Here is a 23,244-nt window from a genome sequence, read left to right on the forward strand (position 1 = left end):
AAATTCATTATAGTATTAAACGCTTTCATAATTAATTTAGATTTTTATGCATAAACTTGAAAACGGTAAAATAATAGAAAACTTGCTAACTGATATTGAAGCATCCTACACAGATTTACACCTCAAAAAGCGTTATACTAAATATAAATCATCACAATTGGAGGTTTTGTAAATGAAACGATTTGATATGTTGATTATTGGTTTTGGTAAGGCTGGTAAGACGCTTGCTAAAGATTTTGCAGGGCAAGGTCAAAAGGTCGCGGTTATTGAGCAAGATTCAAAAATGTATGGCGGAACTTGTATAAATGTTGGTTGTATTCCGAGTAAGACATTGCTCCATGAAAGTCTAGAACATCATTCATTTTCTGAAGCGATGGATCGTAAGAAAGATGTTGTTGCTGCTTTAAATAAGAAGAATTTCAACAATCTTAATTCTGATGACAATATCGAAGTGTACACTTATAAAGCGCATTTTAAAGATAACCAAACAGTGGTACTTTTAAATGATCAGAATGAAACGGTTGAAACGATTCAAGCGGATAAGATTGTGATTAATACGGGTACGCGTTCAAATATTCCTGATATAGATGGTATTAAGACAACTGAAAATATTTATGATTCTAAAGGGATTATGGCATTAGATCACTTACCTGAAACGCTTGTTATTATTGGCGCTGGTTATATTGCTTTAGAATTCGCGACAATCTTTTCAAAATTAGGCAGTAAAATTAAAATCGTACATCCTCGTAAGCATGTATTAGTAACTGAAGATAAAGATATTGCTTCTCTTATTTATGATGAAATCATTAGTCAGGATATTGAATTTATTGATGAAGCTGAAGTAACAGCCTTCTCTACCGAAAATAATCGTCCTGTTGTGCATACTTCTCAAGGTGATATAACTGGGGATGCGGTATTACTAGCGACTGGTCGTGTGCCTAATACGGATTTAGCTTTAGAAAATACAAATATCGAACTTGGAGATAAAGGTGAAATTAAAGTTAATGAACATCTACAAACTTCTGTAGATCATATTTATGCAGTTGGAGATGTTAAAGGTGGTCCTCAATTTACTTACATTTCATTAGACGATTACCGTATTGTTAAAGATCATTTAGTTGGTGAACAACATCGCACAACGGAAAATAGAGGTTATGTGCCTTATACCGTATTTCTAGATCCTCCACTTTCAAGAATTGGCTACACTGCAAGTAAAGCTAAGAAAAATGGTCACAATATTTTAGAGGGCAAAATTGAAGTGAAGAATATCCCTCGTCACAAAATCAATCATGATGACAGAGGTTTATTTAAAGTTGTTGTAGATGTAGATAGTAAACTCATTCTAGGTGCAAGTCTTTACGGTAAAGAATCTGAAGAATTGATTAACATTCTGAAACTTGCAATGGATCAACAAATTCCATATACCGTTTTAAGAGATAACATTTATACGCACCCTACGATGGCTGAATCATTTAACGATTTATTTAATATTTAATTTAGTCAAAATAGGTCAAATTATTTGAAATCAAAATCGCACTCGTTCACAATAGTAGTATCAATCATTATAGGAGTGATTTCATGTCTGAAGAAAAACATAACGAAAAAGATATACTTACTGAAAAGTTATTAGAAACACGTACGGTTATTATTACCGGGGAAATCAATGATAAAGTTGCAAAAGAAGTCGGTAATCAACTATTACTATTAGAAGCAATGAGCGATGAACCTATCAATCTATTTATTTCAAGCCAAGGTGGTCATGTAGATTCAGGTTATTACATTCATGATATGATTAATTTCATTAAACCAGAAGTTAATATTATCGGTTCTGGTTGGGTAGTAAGTGCAGGCGTTATTATTTATTTAGCTGGTAAAAAAGAAAACCGCTACAGTTTACCTAATACAAGATTCATGATTCATCAGCCTTCTGGCGGTGTACAAGGTCAATCTGTTGAAATGGAAATTACAGCTAAAGAAATTATTCGTACAAGACAAAAAATTAATGAATTAATCGCAAGAGAAACTGGCCAAGATATTGAAAAAGTAGAAAAAGACACTGGCCGTGACTACTGGTTAAGCACACAAGAAGCAAAAGACTACGGATTTATTAACAAAATCATTAAATCTCGTGATGAAATAAAATAACGTAACATGAAAGGCAGGGGCTGCGATAGTTGCCCTTGCCTTATCTATATTACTTAATATTCTCATCTATCATACGTTTCATAATAGACAATGGTCCTGTTGATGCGATTGTTGAGACATAATTTACGAGTTCTTCTACGGATACTCGATTTTCATCTGATACCCAGTATTTGATCATCGACATCATTGAACCTACTACATAACTTAAGTAATAATTTTCTGGAATGCCGAATACATTATCCTTATTACCTATTAAATGTTTAATATTACTTCTCACAATATCTGCTAATTGTTCTTCGATTTGACTTTTACGTTCTAAGTTGAGAATCACTTGATAAAATTCAATATTATGCTCAATATGTGTAATGACATTTTTAATAATTTTATTCGCAAAGTCTTCAATAAAACGATCACTATTCTTAGTGGATAAATCCATCTTTCTAATATCTACAAATCCTTTGATTTTCTCAATTTGTTCATTTTCCATTTCATCTAACAAAGCATATTTATCTTCATAATTTAAATAAAAGGTTCCTCTATTTACATCTGCTAAATCTGAAATTTGTTGTATCGTAATACGATCAAGGTTATTTTCTTTTAATAACTGGATAAATGCTTGTTTAATTGCTCTTTTACTTTTTCTTACGCGTCGATCTTCTGCCATTTTTAACCATTCTCCTTATTTTAATGAACAATTTTCATATATTTGTTGATTAATAAACGTATCGTAAGTAATTGACGATTGTAACTATCTTAAATTCTATTATAATAAACAATGTTATTAATAATCAACACAATGTTCATTAATAAGGAGGAAAAAATATGAATATTTTCAAAAAGAAACTTTTTTGGATGACACCTATTCTAGTAATCGTCATACTTTTATTATTAGCGATTGCTTTTATTCCAGCATATAATCCAGAACCTAAATCAGTACCAATTGCAATTGTGAATCAAGATAAGGGTACAACAATGCAAGACAAAGATGTCAATATCGGGAAAACTTTTGCAGATAAAATTAAAGATAATAAAGATTTATCAGATAAAGTTGAATGGATAGATGTAGATAATAAGAAAGATTTAAAACAAGGCTTCAAAGACAACAAATATTATGGCGCCTTAATTTTAGATGAAAATCTTTCGAAAGATTCAATAAGTAAAGTTCAAAAGACTGTTCAAGACGCAAAAATTAAAGAAATGCAGTCACAAATGAAAGAAAAAATCGAAAGTGGACAAATTCCACCTGAACAAGCTAAAAAAATGCAAGAACAAAACAAAGTTGAACCTGTTAAAGTTAAACAAGGACAAGTTGAAATCATCGTTAACGAAGGTTCAAGCATGCAAGGTGCACAACTTGCGAATACAATGTTAACGACTATCGGTGATCAACTGAATACACAAATTTCTAAACAAGCTATCCAAACTTTAGATAAAATGGATGTCGACGTTTCAGCTTCAGATATTCAAAGTATCACAAATCCAATTAAAGTGGATAAAACAAACATGAACGCTGTTAAATCACATCAAGCTAACGGTAACCTACCACTCTTAATGTTCACACCAGTATGGTTAGCATCATTAGTTGGCTCAGTTGTTCTATTCTTCTCATTCAGAACAAGTAATAATATCACTATTAAAGACCGTATTATCGCTTCACTTGGCCAATTAGGCAGTGCAATCGTTACAGCATTAATCGGTGGATTTGGATATATTTACTTTATGACGCAAGTATTAGATGTAACAATTAACGAACCAACTAAAATCGGTTTATACATTTCAATCGCGATTCTTGCATTCATCAGTCTAATCTTAGGATTTATGACATGGTTAGGTGTCAAAGCTATTCCATTATTTATGGTATTGTTATTCTTTAGTTTGCAACTCATCATGTTACCAACACAAATGTTGCCACAATTTTATCAAGAGTATATGATTGGATGGAATCCATTTAGACATTATGCAGAAACATTACGAGGACTATTGTATTTACACCTCGATATCGAACTTAATAGTACAATGTGGATGTTTATAGGCTTTATCATCTTCGGTGGGGTATCAGCTATATCAGCAGCTATCCTTAGAAAACATAGCGGAAAAAGAACAGAAGTACCATCATAAAATATAAAAATCTCATGTGACTGAATTATTCAGTGCCACATGAGATTTTTTATTATGTTATTTTTTCTCTTTGAATCCTTGCGATATGGTGTGCTAACGATCTTGTTTCGTTTTCTTGATCGTTAGCCACTCCCCACTCTCCCTCACACAAGAAAAGACCAGCTCACCCGAGCTGGTCTTCTTTTTATAATATTTCTCTTGCTTTTAGTACCGCTTCTTGCGTAATTTCATGACTGTTAACCCATGCTTCTGTCACGGTTGCGTTACGTTCTTTAAATATTTCTATCACGCGCTCGCTTTGTGCGTTTGTAACGATTGGATCTCTTGCACCCATTGATAAAAAGACTTTAAAATAAGATAAATCTTTATGATTATTTTCTAAATCTAATGGATAAAGAGGTGCAAAGAGCAGTGCTTTTTGGAATGGTGTTTGTTCTCTTAATATGAGATTAATCGCCATATTAGAACCATTAGAGAATCCTACTGGTATAACATCTTCTAAGTTAAACCCATATTCTTTAGAGGATTCTTCTATAAATTGATACAGTTCTTGTCCTCTATATTCTAAATCTTCTAAATCATATTGCCCTTCTCCGAGTCTTTTGAAATATCTAGCCATACCATTCTCAGATACTTCACCTTTAACACTCAAAATACTATAAGTCGGATCAAGCATTTCTGCTAATGGTAATAAATCCCTTTCATCTCCACCTGTTCCGTGAAGTAATAGAAATACTGGTTTACCTTGTGCACCTTGTTTAAATATATGTTTCATATTTACTATCTCCCATCATATTATGGTCTTTCGATTGTGAATGTGTGTCCAATTTCAGCATAATCATTCCCGGCTAGTCTGCTTACCGCTTTGAGCTTTTCTTTATTAATATAGCCATCATCATAAATACCTTCGTCAAAGTGATAATACTTCACTTCTAACAGCAATAAATCTGAAATAGGTTGTCCGTCTTTTTCAATTACAATATCATCATATAGAACCGCTTCAAATCGAACCTTACTTTGCTTCAAGCCTTTCACAGATACTTCAACTGAATCTACTGTTTCAAAATTCGTACGTTCGAGTTCACTTTCTTCATGACTTAACAAAGCCGCTGCTTGATTCGCATCACGTACATTATCTGTATCTACAATATGCACGACCGCTTCTTTATTCTGAATGATATTTCGTGCAGTATCTTTCATTTCACCATTCACTCTTTGTACTGCGATAGAAAGAATCGGTGGGTCTGAAGATACAACATTGAAAAAGCTAAACGGTGCTATATTCAGTACGTTATCATCTGATTCTGTTGTGACTAATGCAATTGGTCTAGGAATAATAGACCCTATTAACAATTTATAGTTTTCTTTCTGCGATAAGACTTCTGGTCGTATCTCCTTCATCTTAAACCACACCTTTTCTTATTAATGTTCTTTACTAGTATCAAAAGCTTTAATTTCAGATTCAATGTAGTCACGTTTTGCTTCTAAGAATGGCGGTAATGCAAGACTTTCACCTAATGTTTCATAAGGTTCATCTCCCATAAATCCTGGTCCATCAGTAGATACTTCTATAAGAATATGACCAATTCTTGCGTATAGCGCTTCAAAATAATATCTATCGACATTACCTGAGTTACCAATGCGAAGTTCATTATATTTTTCTTCCCATGCTTTAATCGCTTCATGGTCTTTTAATCTGAATGATACGTGGTGTACTTCACCGTAACCTTGTCTTGCTTCAGGACCTTGGTCGTCTTTTCTCAAAATAACTTGACCACCGTTACCGCCTTCTCCAACTTCTAACAATGTCACGTTCTCTTCTTCAATAATTGGTTTCATACCATAAACTTGTTTCAATACAGATTTGAAGTCTTCATAATAGCTCACTGTAATTTCAATTGGTCCCAATCCATAAATTGCTTTATCTTCAGGTACTGGACCATTTTTCCAAGGAATACCTGGTTTAACACCTTCATTTAATTCATCTGAAATTAATTGATATCTTTGACCGTCTTCTTCTTCAAAAGGTAATACCTTTTTACCGAATAGATCTTGAATACCGTCATGTTTAACGCCAAATTCTTCAAAGCGATTTAAATAATATTCAAGCGCAGCATCGTTTGGCACTCTAAATGCTGCACGACTAATTGAATTTGTACCACGACTACCTTTCGGGTTATTTGGAAAGTCAAAGAATGTCATGTCTGTACCAGGAGACCCTTGATCATCTGCGAAAAATGTATGGTACGTATATATATCATCTTGGTTTACTGTTTTCTTAACTAAACGCATACCTAGTACTTGTGTGAAAAATTCATAGTTTCTTACTGCATCATTTGTCATTGCAGTTACGTGATGGATACCGATAAGTTCTGGATTACTCATTATAGTTTCCTTCTTTCTTTATTTTTATTTCGAATTCGAAATAATAAGTTGTAAAAAAATTTGCGCTATCCACTACTTAGTAGAATTTGCGCTTATTTTTTTAAGTGCTCTACGAAAAATCGCTAGCTCTTCGTCATCTAATATAGAAAATGCTTTTTCAATTGTTTCGGCATGTTGTGGAAAAATACGTTCCATCAATTCATGGCCACTTTCAGTCAGAACAGCATACGTAATACGTTTATCTTGCTCATCTTGTCGACGTGTTACATATCCTTTCTTAACAAGTTGATCGATGACATAAGTTGTACTACTGCTTGCAATTAAGATGCGTTGTTTTACTTTTTGAATAGGTTGATCACCTTTATGATACAAAAGTTCCATTACAGCAAATTCAGTAATATTTAAACCGTAGTTCTTCATATCTTGTTTAACAATACGATCTAACGTATCATTGGTACGTTTTATACCTACTAGCGCTTTTAATGATTCTTTCGTTCTATCCATGTTCATCACCTATTAAAATATTATTTCGATTTCGAGATAATTGTAACGCTCTTCCAAATAAATGTCAACACTTTTGAGTATAAAAAATATACTAACTTTGTTTTTATTATATTTTCAATATTCTAACAAATTTAATTTAGTTGATTTTTAATAATGTTTAACCTATAATTCTTATTGAAAAACTAAGATATTTATTAATTTAAATTGGGGTAATGGGATGAAAGCATTTGATTTAATCGGGAATACGCCACTTGTCTTATTGGAACATTACAGTACAGACAATGTGAAAATATTTGCGAAATTAGAAAGTTATAATTTAGGTGGCAGCATTAAAGATCGACTAGGCAAGCATCTGATAGAACATGCACTAGCTGAAGGTAATATTCGTTCTGGAGATACGATAGTTGAAGCCACTGCCGGAAACACAGGTATTGGACTTGCTATCGTAGCGAACCATTACAATATGAACTGCGTTATCTTTGCACCTGAAGGATTCTCGGAAGAAAAGATGAACATCATGAAAGCTTTAGGAGCTGAAGTAAGAAGAACACCACGTTCTGAAGGTATGTTAGGTGCACGTCAACAAGCACAGTCTTACGCTGAACAATACGGCGCTTATTACATCAATCAATTTGAAAATGAACAGAATCCACAAGCATATGTTCATACTTTAGCGACAGAAATTCTTGAACAATGTCCAGACACCACACATTTGATTGCTGGTGCTGGTTCTGGCGGAACTTTTACAGGAATGGCTACAGTCATGAAAGAACATCAAGTACGTAATATCATTGTAGAACCTGAAGGAAGCATTCTTGCTGGTGGCGAAGCGCATGCTCACGATACTGAAGGAATTGGCGTTGAAAAGTGGCCACCATTTCTAAAGCGAGATTTAATCGATGATATTAAAGTCATTTCGGATCAAGATGCATTTACAAATGTATCAGGTCTTGCATTAAATGAAGGTATTCTTGCTGGTAGTTCATCAGGCGCAGCATTACAAGCAGCAATAGACGTTTCAAAACAAATCGAACAAGGACATATTGTCGTCATTTTCCCTGATGGCAGTGATAGATATATGTCTAAAAATATATTTAATTATGGAGGAAAAGATTATGAATAAAAAAACATTACTCATCCATGGCGGTAAAACAACAGATGCATATACAGGTGCGGTAACAACACCAATTTATCAAACAAGTACTTATGAGCAAGACGGTATCGGAAATTTAAGACAAGGTTATGAATATTCTAGAACAGCTAACCCTACTCGTACAGCATTAGAAACATTAATCGCGGATTTAGAACACGGTACAAATGGTTATGCGTTCGGTTCAGGTATGGCAGCAATCTCAGCAGTCATCATGTTATTAGACAAAGGTGACCATATTTTAATTAATTCAGATGTATACGGTGGTACTTACCGTGCATTAACAAAAGTATTCTCTCGCTTCGGTATTGAATTTGATTTTATCAATACAACTGATGTGAGCAATATAGAATCTTCTATTAAAGACACAACTAAAATGTTATTTATTGAAACACCATCAAATCCGTTACTTCAAGTAACAGATATTAAAGCAGCAAGTGACATCGCTAAAAAACATGACATGTTAACTGTTGTAGATAATACATTTATGACACCTTATTACCAAAACCCATTAGACCTAGGTGCTGATATTGTTCTTCACTCAGCTACTAAATACTTAGGCGGACATAGTGATGTTGTTTCAGGATTAGTCGTAACAGCTAACGAAATCCTTGGAGAAAGAATTGGTTTCATCCAAAATTCAACTGGTGGTATTTTAGGACCTCAAGATAGTTATTTATTAACACGTGGTATCAAAACATTAGGTTTAAGAGTAGAACAAATTAATAGAAACGTTAAAGAAGTCGTAGCATTATTAAACAAACATGAAAATGTTGTTAAAACAATTCATCCATTAAATGAAGACCATGTGAATCGTGACATTCACTTCGAACAAGCTTCAGGATACCCAGGTATCATTTCATTTGAAGTTGCTGATGTAGAAAAAGCAAAAGAAGTCATTAAACATACAAAATTATTCACATTAGCAGAAAGCTTAGGCGCAGTAGAAAGCTTAATTTCAGTACCAAGTCTTATGACACATGCATCAATACCAGCAGAAATTCGTCATAAAGAAGGTATCGCAGACGGCATGATCCGTTTATCTATCGGTATAGAAGATACAGAAGACTTAGTAGAAGACTTAAACCAAGCATTAAACCAAATATCATAAAAAGAAAAGCTGAGGTAGCGGAATTTAACCGCTGCCTCAGCTTTTTCATATTAGAGGTTTAGTGGATGGGTATATTTTGTGAGCGATGGCGGTATGTGAGGAGTGCGAGGATCGTATGTTGCTTGTTTAGTCAGTCTTGCAATATACGAGCGAGCTATGTTGCTTGTTTAGATAGTCTTGCAATATACGGCGGCTCTATGTTGCTTGTTTGGTCAGTCTTGATAAATACAACGCTTCTATTTATCTTGTTTAGTCAGTCTTGATAAATACAGCGCCTCTATTTATCTTGTTTGGCCAGTCTTGATAAATACAGACCTCCTAATTTTCTTGTCGCCCCCATTTCTATAAATACATACCTCTCCATCCATCTCACTTTCCCCAACTTACTCCTCCCCCCATTTACTTCTCCCAAAAAAGAAAGTCAGGGACATCATGCGAGGTGTCCCTGACTTTTTATTAGAATTTTAATTTATCTGGTCTATAAAATGCGATGATAATTGAAGCGATGATAAAGAATGCCATGGCTATAAATAACGGGAAGTCGATTTTAATATCGAATGCTGCTCCGGCTACTAATGGTCCTATCAAGTTACCAACGCTAGTGGCTGCTGAGTTCAAGCCCCCTGCTGTTCCTTGGTTATTACCTGCTAATTTAGAGAAATAGTTCGTCATAGATGGTCTGATCAAATCAAATCCTATAAATATTACGAAACTGACTAACATCACTGTAATGTAGTGAGAAGCATATACAAAGGCTCCTAGAATTAACACTGAGTAGATTAATGAGAATAGCGTTAATTTAATTTCACCAATCTTACCGACAAGTTTCTCGAATAAGAATAATTGGAATATAACCCCTACTATAGCGCCACCTGTAATCGCGATAGAAATATCTTTCGGTTCAAAGCCTACTTTCTCTGCTGTATATAATGAGAACATTGTTTCTGTAGATGCTAAACCGTAAGACAATATCAACATAATGATGACCGGTACGACAAATAATTTATATGGAAATGGCTCTTTGACTTTTGGACGTGCTGTTTCATTTGAATCATCGTCACTTGCTTCTTTTAAAAGGAATACTGAGAATAACAAAGCGATGATGCCAAGTGCACCAGCAAAATAAAAAGGCATTCTATGCGAAATTTCTGCTAAGAATCCTCCTACACCCGGTCCAACTATGAACCCTGTATTAATAACGGCTGACATATAACTAAAGTTCTTTGCTCTATTTTCTGAAGTGGATAAATCACCAATCATACCGTTTACACCAGGCATGACAAACGCTGCACTAATGCCACCTAATACTCTTGAAACTAAAAGTATTGAAAATGTATTACCCACTGCGAAAATAAATTCTGAAATGGAGAATAATAGCAGGCCGATAATGATAATAATTTTTTTACCAAACTTATCTGCAAATCGTCCTCCAAACGGTGAAGCGATCATTTGGAACATTGCAAATACTGCGACCAGCATGCCTAAATCACTTCCATTTAAATCTAAATCATGCAAAATTGTAGGTAATACTGGTATGACAATACTAATACCTAAAAACATTAAAAATATATTAAAATATAAAACGTTTAACTTATTATTCATTTTAGACCTCCTTCTTCATTACTTTTACAAATATTAAGTGATTTTCACTATATTCTAATCTATTTATTTTGATTTGCATAACATAATGCAATCTTTAATATATACAATTTATAGTGTATAGTAACTATACAGTCAATAGGAGGAACTTAATTTATGCAAAAAATTAATCAAATACCTATAAGTGAGTTTGCAAGCTTAACAAATGTTAGCCGTCAGACACTCATATACTATGATAAAATCAATCTTTTTAAACCAGATTATAAGAACGAAATTGGGTACCGATATTACTCCATTAAACAAATTGAACTTATAAGTGTAATTACATTATTAAAAGAACTAGGCATGCCATTGAAAGAAATTAAAGAATATACGCAAAATAAATCACCTGAGCACTTTTTAAATTTGATGACGCAACAGAAGAAAACGATTCAAGAACAGAAGAAGCATTTAGAATACAATGAAATGATCATTGATAGTAAAATTCAACTCATTAGAGACGCTATGGAAACTTCCTTTGATAAAATTGAAATTGAAGAATATGATGAAATGACTTTCTATATCAGTGACAACATCGCGAATGCTTCAGAACTCGATTTCTTAATATCGATTAACCAGTTTATTGATGAGCTGAAATCACACGAGATTTTTTCTAGTCAGCCAATCGGTGTCGTAACGCATAAAAATGATATTCTGAGTGGCAATTATCTTCATTATAGTTATCTATACGTGAATATCCCAAATTCTAAAAAGCACTATAAAAATATCGTTACGTTAAAAGGTAAATATTTAGTCGGTTATTATATAGGAATTGATGAACATGTTGAAGAAGCGTATAACAAAATGCTAAATAAAATCGATGAATTGAATTTAACAATGGGTGACTATGTATATGAAGAATACGTATTTGATTCAGTTATTAAAAATAATGAGAATGAATATATCACTAAAATTATGATTGAAATCATATAAAAAAGCATAGCCTCTGGGATATCAATTCCCAGAATCTATGCTTTTATTTTATTGGAAACATCTTGAAATACGTACCGATTTTCCATAAGTATTCTAACGGACCATATTTAAAGTAACTTAACCATAAACTTGAGAATATTAGCTGTATCACAAGAATGATTAAACAAAGATTCGCCGTATGAATTAAACGACAATCTGATAATCCTAATCCGTAGCTAAATAATAGTATCAACAACGTCTGCCCGATATAATTCGTAAGTGCCATTTGCCCATAAGTTCTTAACGGTTTCAATAATTGTTGCACAACTTTATATTGTAATAACGTGACGAGTACACTAAAGTAACAGATCGTCATGATAGGACTCAAAATTAAAATAAATTGATTTGTTAAAGCGTATTGTTTCAAATATTGTGCTTCAGTAATACCTGTATATTTAATCGCTTGATAAGAAGCGCCAACGTAGATTTGATTCAAGTAATAGATGCCGATTACCGAAATAATCATCAAAATTACCGCAATAATGGCATAATACTTTCTATGCTGAAACATTTTTTGATGTAGACCAAATTGAGCAAATGTTAAACCTAAAGTGAACAGTGGAAGCGGCATTAATATTTTTCCACCTAAGCCAATCGCTACGCATAAGAGTACGATACCGATTACGAAATTCACCCACTTATTCACTTTAAACAGTGGTAGTAGCACTAAACCAAATATGGCGTACACAAGCAATACCTCTCCCGGTTGGAGTTGCATATGCCCTAATCCTAACAGCGCCAATATCAAAATTCTCCTCAAATAAATCACATATGGATGTTCACTTTTCGCTTTTGCACGATTAATAAAAATATAAAAACCAACACCAAACAAAAATGAAAAAATCGACATAAACTTTGATTCAATAAATATATCTAAAAACTTCTGATAACGAACTTCTACTATTGAAAAATCAAATGGTACTTGTATAATGCTCGAAACATTAAGAAAAATAATACCTAATAAAGCAAATCCTCTAATATAATCTAATTCATAAATACGATGATTCGATGCAGTCGGATTCATGACATATGCCTCCTTTAATTCCTTGTTATAATTTATCATTTATACAAAGAAATACAACGAACAATATTGTCACATGCCCTGTCACATCACATCAAAAAAGACTAGGACAACTAGCCCTAGCCTCAATATAATACTATGCCTTCAATCTTGCTTGAATCATAATTGGATAGATACATAATGCTGATATGATTCCAACTGCCCCTAATATATGGAGCATTTCATAAATATGTTGATATACCCATTTGAATAATGGTGTGAAATCACCGAGTACAAACCAGATAAATACGATGACACCTAGAAATAGTACACCAATCATTGTTGGGATAATACCTATTCGGTACATAATCGCACCGAGTAAGAAACAAATTCCTGCGATAAACAATATAGCTAGGAAATCCACCCACATACTATCCAATCCACTAGCATTAGGCAGTATATCTGATATTCTCATAAGTGTTACATCACTATTTGCCGCACTTGCTACACGCTCTAATATAAAGCTGATCACTTCTTGAATGATAAGCATCATAACTATAAATATAATGTAACTTAGCCATAAACTTACGATATACTGTCTTCTTGTCGCACCAAGTTCAATTGATGATTTAAGTGGATCACCAAACATGAATAATGGTAAGAAACCTAAGATACCGTATACCGGTCCAGATAATAAAGGATTAAATGAATCTGATGGTCCAATATAAAATCCAATTACAAAGTATATCGCGGCTAAAACAACAAGTACGATACTAAACGTATATAATTGTACTTTTAGTTCTTTAAAGATAATCGAGAAAGATCCTTTTAAATCACCCATGATTAGCCTCCTTTGTCATCGTCATATTCACTAAATAATCTTGAATACTTGCTTTATCAACTTTCACATTCAACGCTCTACACTGTTCTTGTAACGCTGCATCATATGGAATATCCGCCATCACTTTATGCTGACTCATAATCGTTGATTGCTCGATAATCGTATCACTCGAAGTAATTTGATGGATGTCTTCTAATTTACCAACTAAAATCGCACCTCTAGATTGAAAGTATTCTATTGGCTCATGTAACTTCACACGATGATCAGATATCACGATGAGCTTTTCACATATCTTCTCAATTTCTTTAATATGATGAGAAGCAATCATGATATATCTCGGATCCGCTTCGAACGATTCTCTCAATGCTTGTGTAAACAACTTTCTCATATAAGCATCTAATCCGTTTGTCGGTTCATCTAACATCGTCACTGGTGCATGACTTGCGAGCCCAATCACACTTTGAACCATTGACTTCATACCTTTAGAAAAGTTTCGAATCTTCTTCTTTCGTGGTAGTTCAAATAAATCTATTAAATAATCCGCTTCTTCTTGATTCCAATTGTCATTGAACATCGCTGCAAATTTCATCGCGTCATTAACATTCCATGACTTTCCAAAGAAGTGATTCTCTCTTAAATACGTAATTTGCTTTGAAGCTTCTGCATTGTTATAAGGTTTATAGTTTAATATCGCTATGTCACCTGAATTTTGTTTTTCTTGACCTGACATGAGTTTCATTAACGTCGTCTTACCAGACCCATTTCGTCCCCATAAACCAATAATCATTGGTTCATCATCTTGAAGTGTTAAATCTTGAAGTACATATTCATCTTTGTACTTAAACGACATGTTCTGAATATCAATGATTGTCATAGTCTTGTTCCACCCTTCTTATGAGTTCTTCCTTACTTATATTAAGTCTCTTAGCTTCTTTAACCATGTTTTGGATATAAGAGTTTGAGAAGTCTTGCATTCTTGTATTTACGAGCTTGTCGCGCGCATCTTCAGCTATAAATACACCAATCCCTCTCTTCTTAGCTACAATGCCTTCATCCATCAACAGTGCAATACCTTTTTGAGCCGTCGCTCTATTAATATTGTAAAAGTTTGAAAGTTCCGTTGTGGAAGGTATTTGTTCGCCTTCTGACAAAAGTCCTTCAACTAAATCATCTTTAATCATATCTGCAATTTGCAAAAATATAGGTGTATCTTCATTTAAAGTAGGTTTCATTTTCATTCTCCTTATCCTATAACATGATTGGTTGATTAGTTGTGTAATCAACTATAATATCATTCATGTTATTTGTCAAACATTCTTCATTTATTTCATTCGTCCTAAACGATGTTAACCCTTATTATATCAGCAATTCACATACGTTAAATTTAATTTATTAAAACAAAAAAGACTTAGACACCTCATCATGTCTAAGTCACTTATAATAATTACATCTAAAACAACGTATGAATCGCTTTGTCGAAATATTTTTCAAAGTATTCATGTCTATGAATGCCTTCTTTATCTGTTATAAACGTTAAAGTCGAATCATCATGAACCAGCTTACCTTTCACCAACTCAACCGCTTCATACGTATTCGGTACCATCCATTTTAAAATATTAGGATATTCTACCCCTTCTTGCTCTCCTACATACCAATAAATATGACGTGGATACTCTATTGGTTTACTATTTTTAATGAAGTCTAAAAAGTTCGGATACCACATAGAAGCAGACATTAAAATATAGCTACCAAATAAGTGTGGACGTGTTAATAAAGCATATAATGAAACTAACGCCCCGAATGACCCACCACCGATTGCTAAATATTCCGCTTCGTCAAAGATATGATAATGTTCTTTAAGAAATGGTATTAATTCAAATTCCAACATATCTAAATATTGATCAGCTTCTCCCGCATAATGTGCTTGATCAACTTGCTCTTCCCATGGCGTATATTCCCTATTTCTATCAACCGGTTCAATACCGACATACATAATATCTCGTGGCTTATCTTCAATCAGTTGATTAAATATATAATCCCCATCTTGAACGATTACTGTCTTGAATGGTTTAGGATTTTGTTCATCATAACCAACTGGCATTGCTACCGTTACGAAACGATCATTCCATAAAAATTTTTGTACAACTTGCATAACTTTTCACTCCCGTTATATTCCCTTCAATAATTGAGAAGTGTTATCATTTATTACATCATACCACAAATACCGTTAGTTATCATTTGCATATGAGATGCCTTTGTATCATGATTAAAATAATCTTTAAATAAATTTAACAAGGGGTGTTATTTTTATGAAAAAAGCGCTAATCGTTCTTACAGAAGCATATGCAGATTGGGAAGTCAGTTACGTTGCTGCAGAACTCGCTATGTCACACGGATTTAAAATCGATACAGTATCATTAGGTGAATCAACTGTTACATCTATCGGCCAATTAAAGACAATCGTTGACTATACAATAGATGACATTAAAGATCCTTACGATGCTTTAATTATCATTGGCGGTAACAATTGGTCACAAATTGAAAATGAACAACTCGCTCAACTCATTAAGACATCATTAGACAACAATATCGTTGTAGGTGCAATATGTGCAGCTGTTGACTTCTTTGCACGAAATGGATTACTTACGGGATATAAACATACGGGAAATGATTTAAACCAATGGACGACTGAAGAGAAATACAAAGCCTATACAAACGCATTAGACTTTATAAATGAAGATAGTGTCGTTGATAAGAACCTCGTCACAGCAAACGGATCCAGTGCAGTAGACTTTGCTTTTAATGTGATTCGTGCATTAGGACTTCTGGATTACAAAGAAGCTGAAAAACAAAAATACTTTTATAAATCAGGTTATGTATCTTATAAGATGAAATACGGAGAAATTGGATAAAAGCTAAGAAATATAAAAATAACCTTTAAGGAGCGCTCAATATGACACAACATGAAAACATTGTCACGATTGCCGCAGAATGTGGTTTAGATATTCAACCTGAATCCATTACAATAAACGAATCAGGACTTGATTTTCAAGTAGCATTTGCTGGAGATAGACATGGTGTTGAATGGGTATTACGCATACCTAGAAGACCAGAAGTGTATGAACGGACAGATTCAGAAAAAGAAACCGTAGACTTCGTACAACAACATGTATCATTTGAAGTACCTAACTGGCAAATTCATAAAGAAACATTAATTGCGTATCCTAAACTAACAGGCGTACCTGCAGCTACAATTGATCCTGAATTACAACAATACGTATGGGAAATTGAACATAAACCCGTGCCTCAGAATTTTATTGATACATTGGCAGAAGTACTCGTTGATTTGCATCGTATAACAGATGAAGCAGTCGCTTCAAGTGACATTAAGACGACAACGATTCAACAAGTGAAAGAAGATTATCAAGAACGTATGCATAAAGTGAAAGAAATGTATGGTGTCTCTTCTGATTTATGGAATAGATGGCAAGCATGGATAGAGAATGATGAACTCTGGCCAAACCATGTCACGATGATACACGGAGACTTGCATCCAGGACATATTATGGTGGATAAAGAAGCAAATGTGACAGGTCTTATCGATTGGACAGAAGCAAGTCATGCAGACCCGTCCAATGATTTTATGGGGCATCATCGTGTATTTGGCGATGAAGGGCTAGATGAGCTAATTGCAGCTTATGATAATGCAGGTGGCATTACATGGCCACATATGAAAGAACATATTATTGAATTAAATGCTGTGTTTCCAATGTTTATCGCTGAATTTGCGCTTGCTTCAGGAGAAGCGGCATATGAGAAGATGGCAAAGAAAGAATTAGGTGTTGATGAATAAGATAGCATCAAAAAAGGTTAGCTCGTGTGAGCTAACCTTTATATGTGTGTCGCAAAGAAATTATTTAAGATGGTTAATTGTTCCGGCACACTGTTTCTTGAAACTTCAGGATGTGACGTAATATGTTTATCTGCTAAGTTGATTTTGTATATCTTAGATGCATCAATACGATCTGTCTGTTTATAATACAATTCAACATTTTCACTACATATCACGTATTTCGTATATTCATTGCTATCATATAAATGCTGATTAATTTGAGGGACTAAATCGTCATTTCTCAAATCCTTTAAGAACCTTCTATCCTTCTGTTCTAACCCACCACCAATATTCACAATTGGATCTACTGCTAAAGTATTCATATCCAGCGCCGTACCGTGATAAATCGCACCCGTACCGCCTTTAGAACCACCGTAAAGTACAACATGCTCTTTATCAATATTAAGTTCATCCATCACCTTTAAAATCGTACTCTGAATTTCCTCCTCATATTCAGGATAATTCGTCGTACTAATATAATGAGAGCCATGTGATACATTTAAATCCATTATTCTTAAAGTATACACATTCTTCACAAGACTTCTCTCAATACCATCAAAGAACTTAGGGAACATCCTGTTCGGAATCAACGAACTATCATATCGCTTAGCATCTGGCATACAAGTGAAAATAACAAGCAACTTCTTAGGTACTTCATCATTTACCTTTCTACCAGCCGGCTCATCTAACGTATAGAATATATCCTTATGTCTGATTAAATCTTTTCTCTGGAACAATTCTTGTACATGTGTTCTTTTATAGAACTTAGAAATCGTCTTTTGATGAAAATATAAAATATAATCATTAGCCAAAATTTCTTTATACATTTCGTGTAGTTTACGATCCTATCTAGCTAACTGAATAAAATTCGAATCACTACCCGTATCAATTTGAATACGCTTTTGATTCATAAAATCAATAGGCTCATGAAGCGCATAGATTTCTTTAGGTTTATTACGAGCTTTCGAAACAAACCTCCCCTTATCAAACAAATAAGCCATAAATATCCCAACCCTCTATTTAGTATTATGTATTATATCTATCATGTCGTACTAAAAAAGAAATGTTTGTTATAGCTTAACATATTGGGGAATTCTTATAGAAAGAATTATATAAAAAGCGTGCAATTAGCTCTATAATTATAAGTGACTAAACTTAATAAACAAGGTATCTTTATGTAAATAAATGATACTATAATAAATAGATAATAAACTTGTAGGTGAAGAACATGAAGAAATTAATAGGTATTAGTATATTAAATTGTATATTATTAGTTGGGTGTGGGAACAGCACTTTAGATAAAGACTATTTAAACATAGCGCACAGAGGCGCAAGTGGTTCAAAACCAGAACATACATATGCATCTTATGATAAAGCCATAAAACAAAATGCAGATTATATAGAGTTAGATTTACAAATGACTAAAGACAAAAAGTTAATCGCAATGCACGATAATAAAGTAGATAGAACTACTAATGGGACTGGATTAGTTAAAGACAAAACTTTAAAAGAAATAAAAAGCTTAGATGCTGGATCATGGTTTGATATAAAATATAAAAATGAAAAAGTACCAGAATTAAATGATATTTTGAATAAGTATAAAGATAAAACTAATTTTTATATTGAAACTAAACATCCAGATATGTATCCAGGAATGGATGAAAAACTAATAAAAGATTTAGAAAATAATGGTTTGCTTAAAAAAGAAAGTTTGAAAAAAGGCAACTTAATTATTCAATCATTCTCTGAGACTAGTCTACAAAATATACATAATTTAAACGAAAATATACCGTTAATTTATTTGATAGATGATAAAGATGTAAAAAAATTAAACGACAAAAAAATGGAAAGACTATCTGAATTTGCATATGGACTTGGTTTTAATAAAGATATAATTAATGAAGAATTAGTAGAAAAAATACATGAACACGGATTAAAAGTTCATGTATTTACTCTAAATAATGAAAAAGAAGTTAAAGAAATGAAAGATATTAATGTTGACGGTGCTTTTAATAATAATCCTTAATAAGTTTTGATTTAAATATATACAACTATAATTACTTTAATTAATAGGACTACTTAGTGTTGTAATATTTATAGATTTAATTCCTCTTCCAAATGTAATCATATCTCACATTGGAAGAAAAGTAATAGCCCAATCACATATGTGGTTGGGCTATTACTGGTTGTGTAATTATAATATTAATCCAAACTTTACGATGGATAGTTAATAAAATTGTAAATTCTTTATTATAAGATCATTATTTATTATTTATTTCTTTATTAATTAATTCACCAATATACTTAGATGATTCCCCTTGTTCTAAGCTACAGAATCTTTCATAGAATTCATCAATTTTATCTTGATAAGATTCTTTAATTAAATCTATATCTTTCAAACTATCAGCTAAATCAAATGGATCCTCAAAAATCGGTCCTGGCAAGTCATTAACATAATCTAAGTAAAATCCTCTTAAATCTTTATCATATTTTTCAATATCATATGCAAAGAAGAATTGTGGTCTTTTTAAAACGCCATAATCAAACATTACTGATGAATAATCTGTTATTAAGGCATCCGTAATAAGATATAATTCTGAAATATCATCATAATCTGAAACATCTATAGCAAAGTTTTCATATCCAGATAAATCTATAGCATTTGATATTAAGTAATGCATTCTTAACAAGATAACATATTCTTCACCAATACTTTCATAAAGGTTTTGCAAGTTGATTTTTAACTCAAATAAATATTGACCTTTCTTAATAAACTCATCATCTCTCCAAGTTGGTGCATACATTAAGACTTTCTTACCTTCTGGTATATTCACATTTTCTCTTATTTTAGAAATGAATTCTTCATCATTTGCATGTGTAACTAGAATGTCATTTCTTGGATAACCGATTTCAAGCACTCTTTCTTCATCCATCCAAAAGGCTGATTCAAAGATTTCTGAAGAATAACGATTAGGTGAAACTAAATAATCCCATCTAGAAGTTTCCATATGGAAATTCCTTTTATATTGTGGTGTTGTTGTACTTGGCATTCTTACAACCTTCATATCGTTAGCTAATTTTTTTAGTGGTGTACCATGCCAAGTTTGAATATATTTTTGATTCTCTTTTTTATTTAAAGTTAGTGGCAATCTGGCATTATTAACCCAAACTTTAGCTTTAGAATATGCTTTATAGTATTCTAAAGAACCCTTTTTAATTTTTAATGGGTTTCCTGGTATATCAGATTGACTTGGATTTTTTAGTATCCAAACATACTGATTTTCCGGATAATTTTCTAGCATATATTCATAGATATATTTCGGGCTATCACTATAGTTTTTACCTCCAAAGGCTTCAAATACAACTACATTATCATCAACATTTGATTCATTATCAAATAAGGAATAAATAGCTTTATTTTTATTTTTTGTTCTAAGAAGGATACTTTTAAAATGTCTTGAATACTTTCTGAATTTATTAACTTTCAAAGCAAGTTCTGGTTTTTTCATACGTAATAAGAACATTTCTATTTGGAATAAGTATTTACCCTCATTTAAATTAGGTGATTTCAATTCTTTTGCTATTCTACTTAGAAGTTCTCCATGTTTTTGATATCGAGATTGAATGTCCCTTTGACCAGGATTAAACTCTTTTATAATCTTTATTTTCATTTTATCTAATAAAAATTTTCTATGAATTTTATTTTTATTTCTCTTCAATGAATCAAAGAAACTTTTCGCATAATCAACAAATAATTTATCAAATTCTTGTTCAGTTAATACTTGTGTTTTAAACGGATCATAAACTTCACCACGATAATAAAATGGGAAGTTAAATACTCTCACGAATTCATCTACATGAGAAGCATAGTCGATAAGGAATGAATTATCAGTATAAATTTCTAGTTCTTCATTAAATTTGACATTATATTTTTTAGCAATACTTGTTTTAAATAAAATGTTACAAGCTGAATTCTTTCTCAAGAACGAATTAGCATTTGTTTCATAATTCAGTCTTCTCACTTTAACTATATTCTGGTTAATGAATTGTGGCTTTCGAAGTGTAAATTTATAAATTGGTGCAATTAAAGCATCTAGTCCATCAATATTCTTTAAGTAATAACCAATTGCATAAGAGGCAAGTTGATCATCAGCATCTAAAAACATAAAGTAATCAGTATTTACATTCTCAATTGCTTTATTTCTTGCTTTTGCATGACCTTGGTTTTTTTCAAAATTAATAATTTGTACTTCTTTATCATAAGTTTCTAACTCTTCTAATAATATTTCAGTCGTTTTATCTTCTGAGCCATCATTAACAATAATCACATTAAAGTCTTGGTTTCTTTGATTTTTAAGACTTCTAATACATTCTCGAATATACTCTTCCTCATTATAATATGTGACAATAACTGTTAATTCATTCATTATATATCTCCTTATCTATACTAATTGCACAACAATACATTTATTTCTATTAGCTAATAACTATTTTAGTGTACTAATTATCTCCAGAATTTTTCTTCAACCATACTGATTCTTCATATGCATAAATCGCTTCTTGATAATTATGACTTCGTGGTAATATCCCTTTTTTGATTACTTCATTATATGCGTTCATCTTTGTTTGCTCATCTTGTTTACTGTAAATAATTTCAGCTAGTTCTTCTTGATTCTTTATATTGATTGCTTTATCTTGTTTCTTCGGCTGTTGTTCTTTTTTCTTAGTCGTCTGTTCTGTTTTTTCTTGTTTTGTCTTTTTACTATCTTTAGCTTCATTGTCTGTTGTTATCATTAAGACTGCAGACATTATTGTGAGACAAAAAACAACCACTACCAGAACTATATTCTTCAATGCTCGACCTCTCCCCTTTGTAAACATCAATATTATTATTAAACTACAAAATATTACATTTGTAAATTTGATTTTCAACATTTTATTTTTAATATTACAATTCAACGCTTTTAAATCAATTAAACTATTCATCTTAACTACTAAAAAAGTATAATAATTACAAATCTAGTTTTGCAAAATTTAATAGTATACAAAAAACAACCTACTTATTGAAGGTTGCTTTTTTACATAATGAATTATTTTAAATTAAACTTTTCCCTAAATAACTCTATCACATCGTTCAACTTCTCTACATTCAATGAGAAATACAGTTTCATTTTTGGTTCTGTTCCTGATGGTCTGACTGCTATAAATCCTTCTTCAAAAACAAATTTGATAAGATCTGTTTGAGGTAACTGAATAGTGCTTTTCTCACCACTTTGTATATCTCGAGATTCTTGTGTGATGTAGTTTTCTATATACAATGGTGTTAGATTCTCTATCTCAATTGTTTCTAACTGTTTAAAGTCATTCATAATTTGTTGGATCTTACTACGTCCTTCCGCACCTGCAAATGTTGGTGAGAGTGTCTTATCTTTATATTGACCTAGTTCTTGATAAATATTGTCTAAAACATCTTTGAAAGTTTGATTAT

The 23,244-nt window shown here is 32.4% G+C and carries 23 protein-coding genes and 2 pseudogenes; 9 read left to right on the plus strand and 16 right to left on the minus strand.

Annotation, left to right across the window (positions count from 1 at the left end):
• The first annotated feature begins 172 nt into the window (after nucleotides 1–172).
• Nucleotides 173–1,495, plus strand: coding sequence for a hypothiocyanous acid reductase MerA (gene merA / locus LQ693_RS08895; RefSeq protein WP_103361940.1), 1,323 nt, complete (start codon nucleotides 173–175; stop codon nucleotides 1,493–1,495).
• Between the two features lie 83 nt (nucleotides 1,496–1,578).
• Nucleotides 1,579–2,145, plus strand: a complete 567-nt coding sequence (locus LQ693_RS08900) for an ATP-dependent Clp protease proteolytic subunit (protein ID WP_037589350.1) — start codon at nucleotides 1,579–1,581, stop codon at nucleotides 2,143–2,145.
• A gap of 49 nt (nucleotides 2,146–2,194) precedes the next feature.
• Here the strand turns inward: LQ693_RS08900 and LQ693_RS08905 are convergent, their stop codons facing one another.
• Nucleotides 2,195–2,809 carry a TetR/AcrR family transcriptional regulator gene (locus tag LQ693_RS08905; RefSeq protein WP_103361939.1) on the minus strand — a complete coding sequence of 205 codons (615 nt, stop codon included), beginning with the start codon at nucleotides 2,807–2,809 and terminating at the stop codon, nucleotides 2,195–2,197.
• A gap of 158 nt (nucleotides 2,810–2,967) precedes the next feature.
• On the opposite strand from LQ693_RS08905, the gene LQ693_RS08910 reads away from it, so the two are divergent.
• Entirely contained in the window at nucleotides 2,968–4,263 is a 1,296-nt protein-coding gene (locus LQ693_RS08910) for a YhgE/Pip domain-containing protein (RefSeq protein ID WP_239703166.1), read from the plus strand.
• Between the two features lie 184 nt (nucleotides 4,264–4,447).
• On the opposite strand, the gene mhqD is transcribed toward LQ693_RS08910, so the two are convergent.
• From mhqD to LQ693_RS08930, 4 genes are all read right to left on the minus strand, one after another.
• Entirely contained in the window at nucleotides 4,448–5,038 is a 591-nt protein-coding gene (gene mhqD, locus LQ693_RS08915) for a methylhydroquinone degradation carboxylesterase MhqD (RefSeq protein ID WP_107565295.1), read from the minus strand.
• Between the two features lie 20 nt (nucleotides 5,039–5,058).
• Nucleotides 5,059–5,664, minus strand: coding sequence for a flavin reductase family protein (locus tag LQ693_RS08920; RefSeq protein WP_239703167.1), 606 nt, complete (start codon nucleotides 5,662–5,664; stop codon nucleotides 5,059–5,061).
• A 21-nt stretch (nucleotides 5,665–5,685) separates the two neighbouring features.
• On the minus strand, nucleotides 5,686–6,648 hold the full coding sequence (gene mhqE / locus LQ693_RS08925; RefSeq protein ID WP_239732974.1) for a ring-cleaving dioxygenase MhqE: 963 nt from the start codon (nucleotides 6,646–6,648) through the stop codon (nucleotides 5,686–5,688).
• A gap of 72 nt (nucleotides 6,649–6,720) precedes the next feature.
• Complete coding sequence (locus tag LQ693_RS08930) at nucleotides 6,721–7,152, minus strand: MarR family winged helix-turn-helix transcriptional regulator (RefSeq protein WP_103361934.1); 432 nt, start codon at nucleotides 7,150–7,152, stop codon at nucleotides 6,721–6,723.
• 217 nt (nucleotides 7,153–7,369) lie between these two features.
• Between LQ693_RS08930 and LQ693_RS08935 the strand changes: the two genes are divergently transcribed.
• Complete coding sequence (locus LQ693_RS08935) at nucleotides 7,370–8,275, plus strand: PLP-dependent cysteine synthase family protein (RefSeq protein ID WP_103361933.1); 906 nt, start codon at nucleotides 7,370–7,372, stop codon at nucleotides 8,273–8,275.
• Complete coding sequence (locus LQ693_RS08940; protein WP_107565296.1) at nucleotides 8,268–9,413, plus strand: aminotransferase class I/II-fold pyridoxal phosphate-dependent enzyme; 1,146 nt, start codon at nucleotides 8,268–8,270, stop codon at nucleotides 9,411–9,413. Before LQ693_RS08935 ends, LQ693_RS08940 begins: the two co-directional genes overlap by 8 nt.
• 456 nt (nucleotides 9,414–9,869) lie before the next feature.
• Here the strand turns inward: LQ693_RS08940 and norA are convergent, their stop codons facing one another.
• A complete protein-coding gene (gene norA, locus LQ693_RS08945) occupies nucleotides 9,870–11,015 on the minus strand; it encodes a multidrug efflux MFS transporter NorA (RefSeq protein ID WP_103361931.1) in 1,146 nt (381 codons plus the stop codon).
• Nucleotides 11,016–11,168: 153 nt separating this feature from the next.
• Here norA and LQ693_RS08950 point away from each other — a divergent pair, with 153 nt between their 5' ends.
• Nucleotides 11,169–11,984, plus strand: coding sequence for a MerR family transcriptional regulator (locus LQ693_RS08950; protein WP_107572836.1), 816 nt, complete (start codon nucleotides 11,169–11,171; stop codon nucleotides 11,982–11,984).
• A 43-nt stretch (nucleotides 11,985–12,027) separates the two neighbouring features.
• On the opposite strand, the gene LQ693_RS08955 is transcribed toward LQ693_RS08950, so the two are convergent.
• From LQ693_RS08955 to LQ693_RS08975, 5 genes are all read right to left on the minus strand, one after another.
• Entirely contained in the window at nucleotides 12,028–13,047 is a 1,020-nt protein-coding gene (locus tag LQ693_RS08955; RefSeq protein ID WP_198471549.1) for a DUF418 domain-containing protein, read from the minus strand.
• A gap of 133 nt (nucleotides 13,048–13,180) precedes the next feature.
• Nucleotides 13,181–13,864, minus strand: coding sequence for a hypothetical protein (locus LQ693_RS08960; protein ID WP_107566004.1), 684 nt, complete (start codon nucleotides 13,862–13,864; stop codon nucleotides 13,181–13,183).
• Nucleotides 13,857–14,738 (minus strand): ATP-binding cassette domain-containing protein, encoded by an 882-nt coding sequence (locus tag LQ693_RS08965; RefSeq protein ID WP_107572838.1) that lies wholly within the window; start codon nucleotides 14,736–14,738, stop codon nucleotides 13,857–13,859. The genes LQ693_RS08960 and LQ693_RS08965 overlap by 8 nt, the downstream gene beginning before the upstream one ends.
• Nucleotides 14,725–15,096, minus strand: coding sequence for a GntR family transcriptional regulator (locus tag LQ693_RS08970; RefSeq protein WP_025905784.1), 372 nt, complete (start codon nucleotides 15,094–15,096; stop codon nucleotides 14,725–14,727). Before LQ693_RS08970 ends, LQ693_RS08965 begins: the two co-directional genes overlap by 14 nt.
• A 218-nt stretch (nucleotides 15,097–15,314) precedes the next feature.
• The gene (locus tag LQ693_RS08975) at nucleotides 15,315–16,016 is read right to left on the minus strand and encodes an alpha/beta hydrolase (protein ID WP_204170232.1); all 702 of its coding nucleotides are present in this window, start codon (nucleotides 16,014–16,016) and stop codon (nucleotides 15,315–15,317) included.
• Nucleotides 16,017–16,173: 157 nt separating this feature from the next.
• Between LQ693_RS08975 and LQ693_RS08980 the strand changes: the two genes are divergently transcribed.
• Nucleotides 16,174–16,776: a DJ-1/PfpI family protein gene (locus LQ693_RS08980; protein WP_204170233.1), complete on the plus strand. Its 603-nt coding sequence runs from the start codon at nucleotides 16,174–16,176 to the stop codon at nucleotides 16,774–16,776.
• Between the two features lie 41 nt (nucleotides 16,777–16,817).
• On the plus strand, nucleotides 16,818–17,717 hold the full coding sequence (locus LQ693_RS08985; protein WP_204170234.1) for a macrolide 2'-phosphotransferase: 900 nt from the start codon (nucleotides 16,818–16,820) through the stop codon (nucleotides 17,715–17,717).
• Between the two features lie 38 nt (nucleotides 17,718–17,755).
• Here LQ693_RS08985 and LQ693_RS08990 read toward each other — a convergent pair.
• Nucleotides 17,756–18,586 (minus strand): annotated as a pseudogene (locus LQ693_RS08990) (accessory Sec system protein Asp2); the annotation flags it as partial.
• Between the two features lie 15 nt (nucleotides 18,587–18,601).
• A complete protein-coding gene (locus LQ693_RS08995; protein ID WP_239703170.1) occupies nucleotides 18,602–18,757 on the minus strand; it encodes a hypothetical protein in 156 nt (51 codons plus the stop codon).
• 227 nt (nucleotides 18,758–18,984) lie between these two features.
• Here LQ693_RS08995 and LQ693_RS09000 point away from each other — a divergent pair, with 227 nt between their 5' ends.
• The gene (locus LQ693_RS09000; RefSeq protein WP_204170235.1) at nucleotides 18,985–19,782 is read left to right on the plus strand and encodes a glycerophosphodiester phosphodiesterase family protein; all 798 of its coding nucleotides are present in this window, start codon (nucleotides 18,985–18,987) and stop codon (nucleotides 19,780–19,782) included.
• 235 nt (nucleotides 19,783–20,017) lie between these two features.
• Here the strand turns inward: LQ693_RS09000 and LQ693_RS09005 are convergent, their stop codons facing one another.
• From LQ693_RS09005 to LQ693_RS09015, 3 genes and pseudogenes are all read right to left on the minus strand, one after another.
• Complete coding sequence (locus tag LQ693_RS09005) at nucleotides 20,018–22,183, minus strand: bifunctional glycosyltransferase/CDP-glycerol:glycerophosphate glycerophosphotransferase (protein WP_204170236.1); 2,166 nt, start codon at nucleotides 22,181–22,183, stop codon at nucleotides 20,018–20,020.
• Between the two features lie 73 nt (nucleotides 22,184–22,256).
• Complete coding sequence (locus tag LQ693_RS09010; protein ID WP_204170237.1) at nucleotides 22,257–22,610, minus strand: hypothetical protein; 354 nt, start codon at nucleotides 22,608–22,610, stop codon at nucleotides 22,257–22,259.
• A 236-nt stretch (nucleotides 22,611–22,846) separates the two neighbouring features.
• Nucleotides 22,847–23,244: pseudogene (locus LQ693_RS09015) on the minus strand (phospho-sugar mutase); the annotation flags it as partial.

This window comes from Mammaliicoccus sp. B-M6, from assembly GCF_022386965.1.
In the GTDB taxonomy this organism is placed as follows: Bacteria; Bacillota; Bacilli; order Staphylococcales; family Staphylococcaceae; genus Mammaliicoccus; species Mammaliicoccus sciuri_A.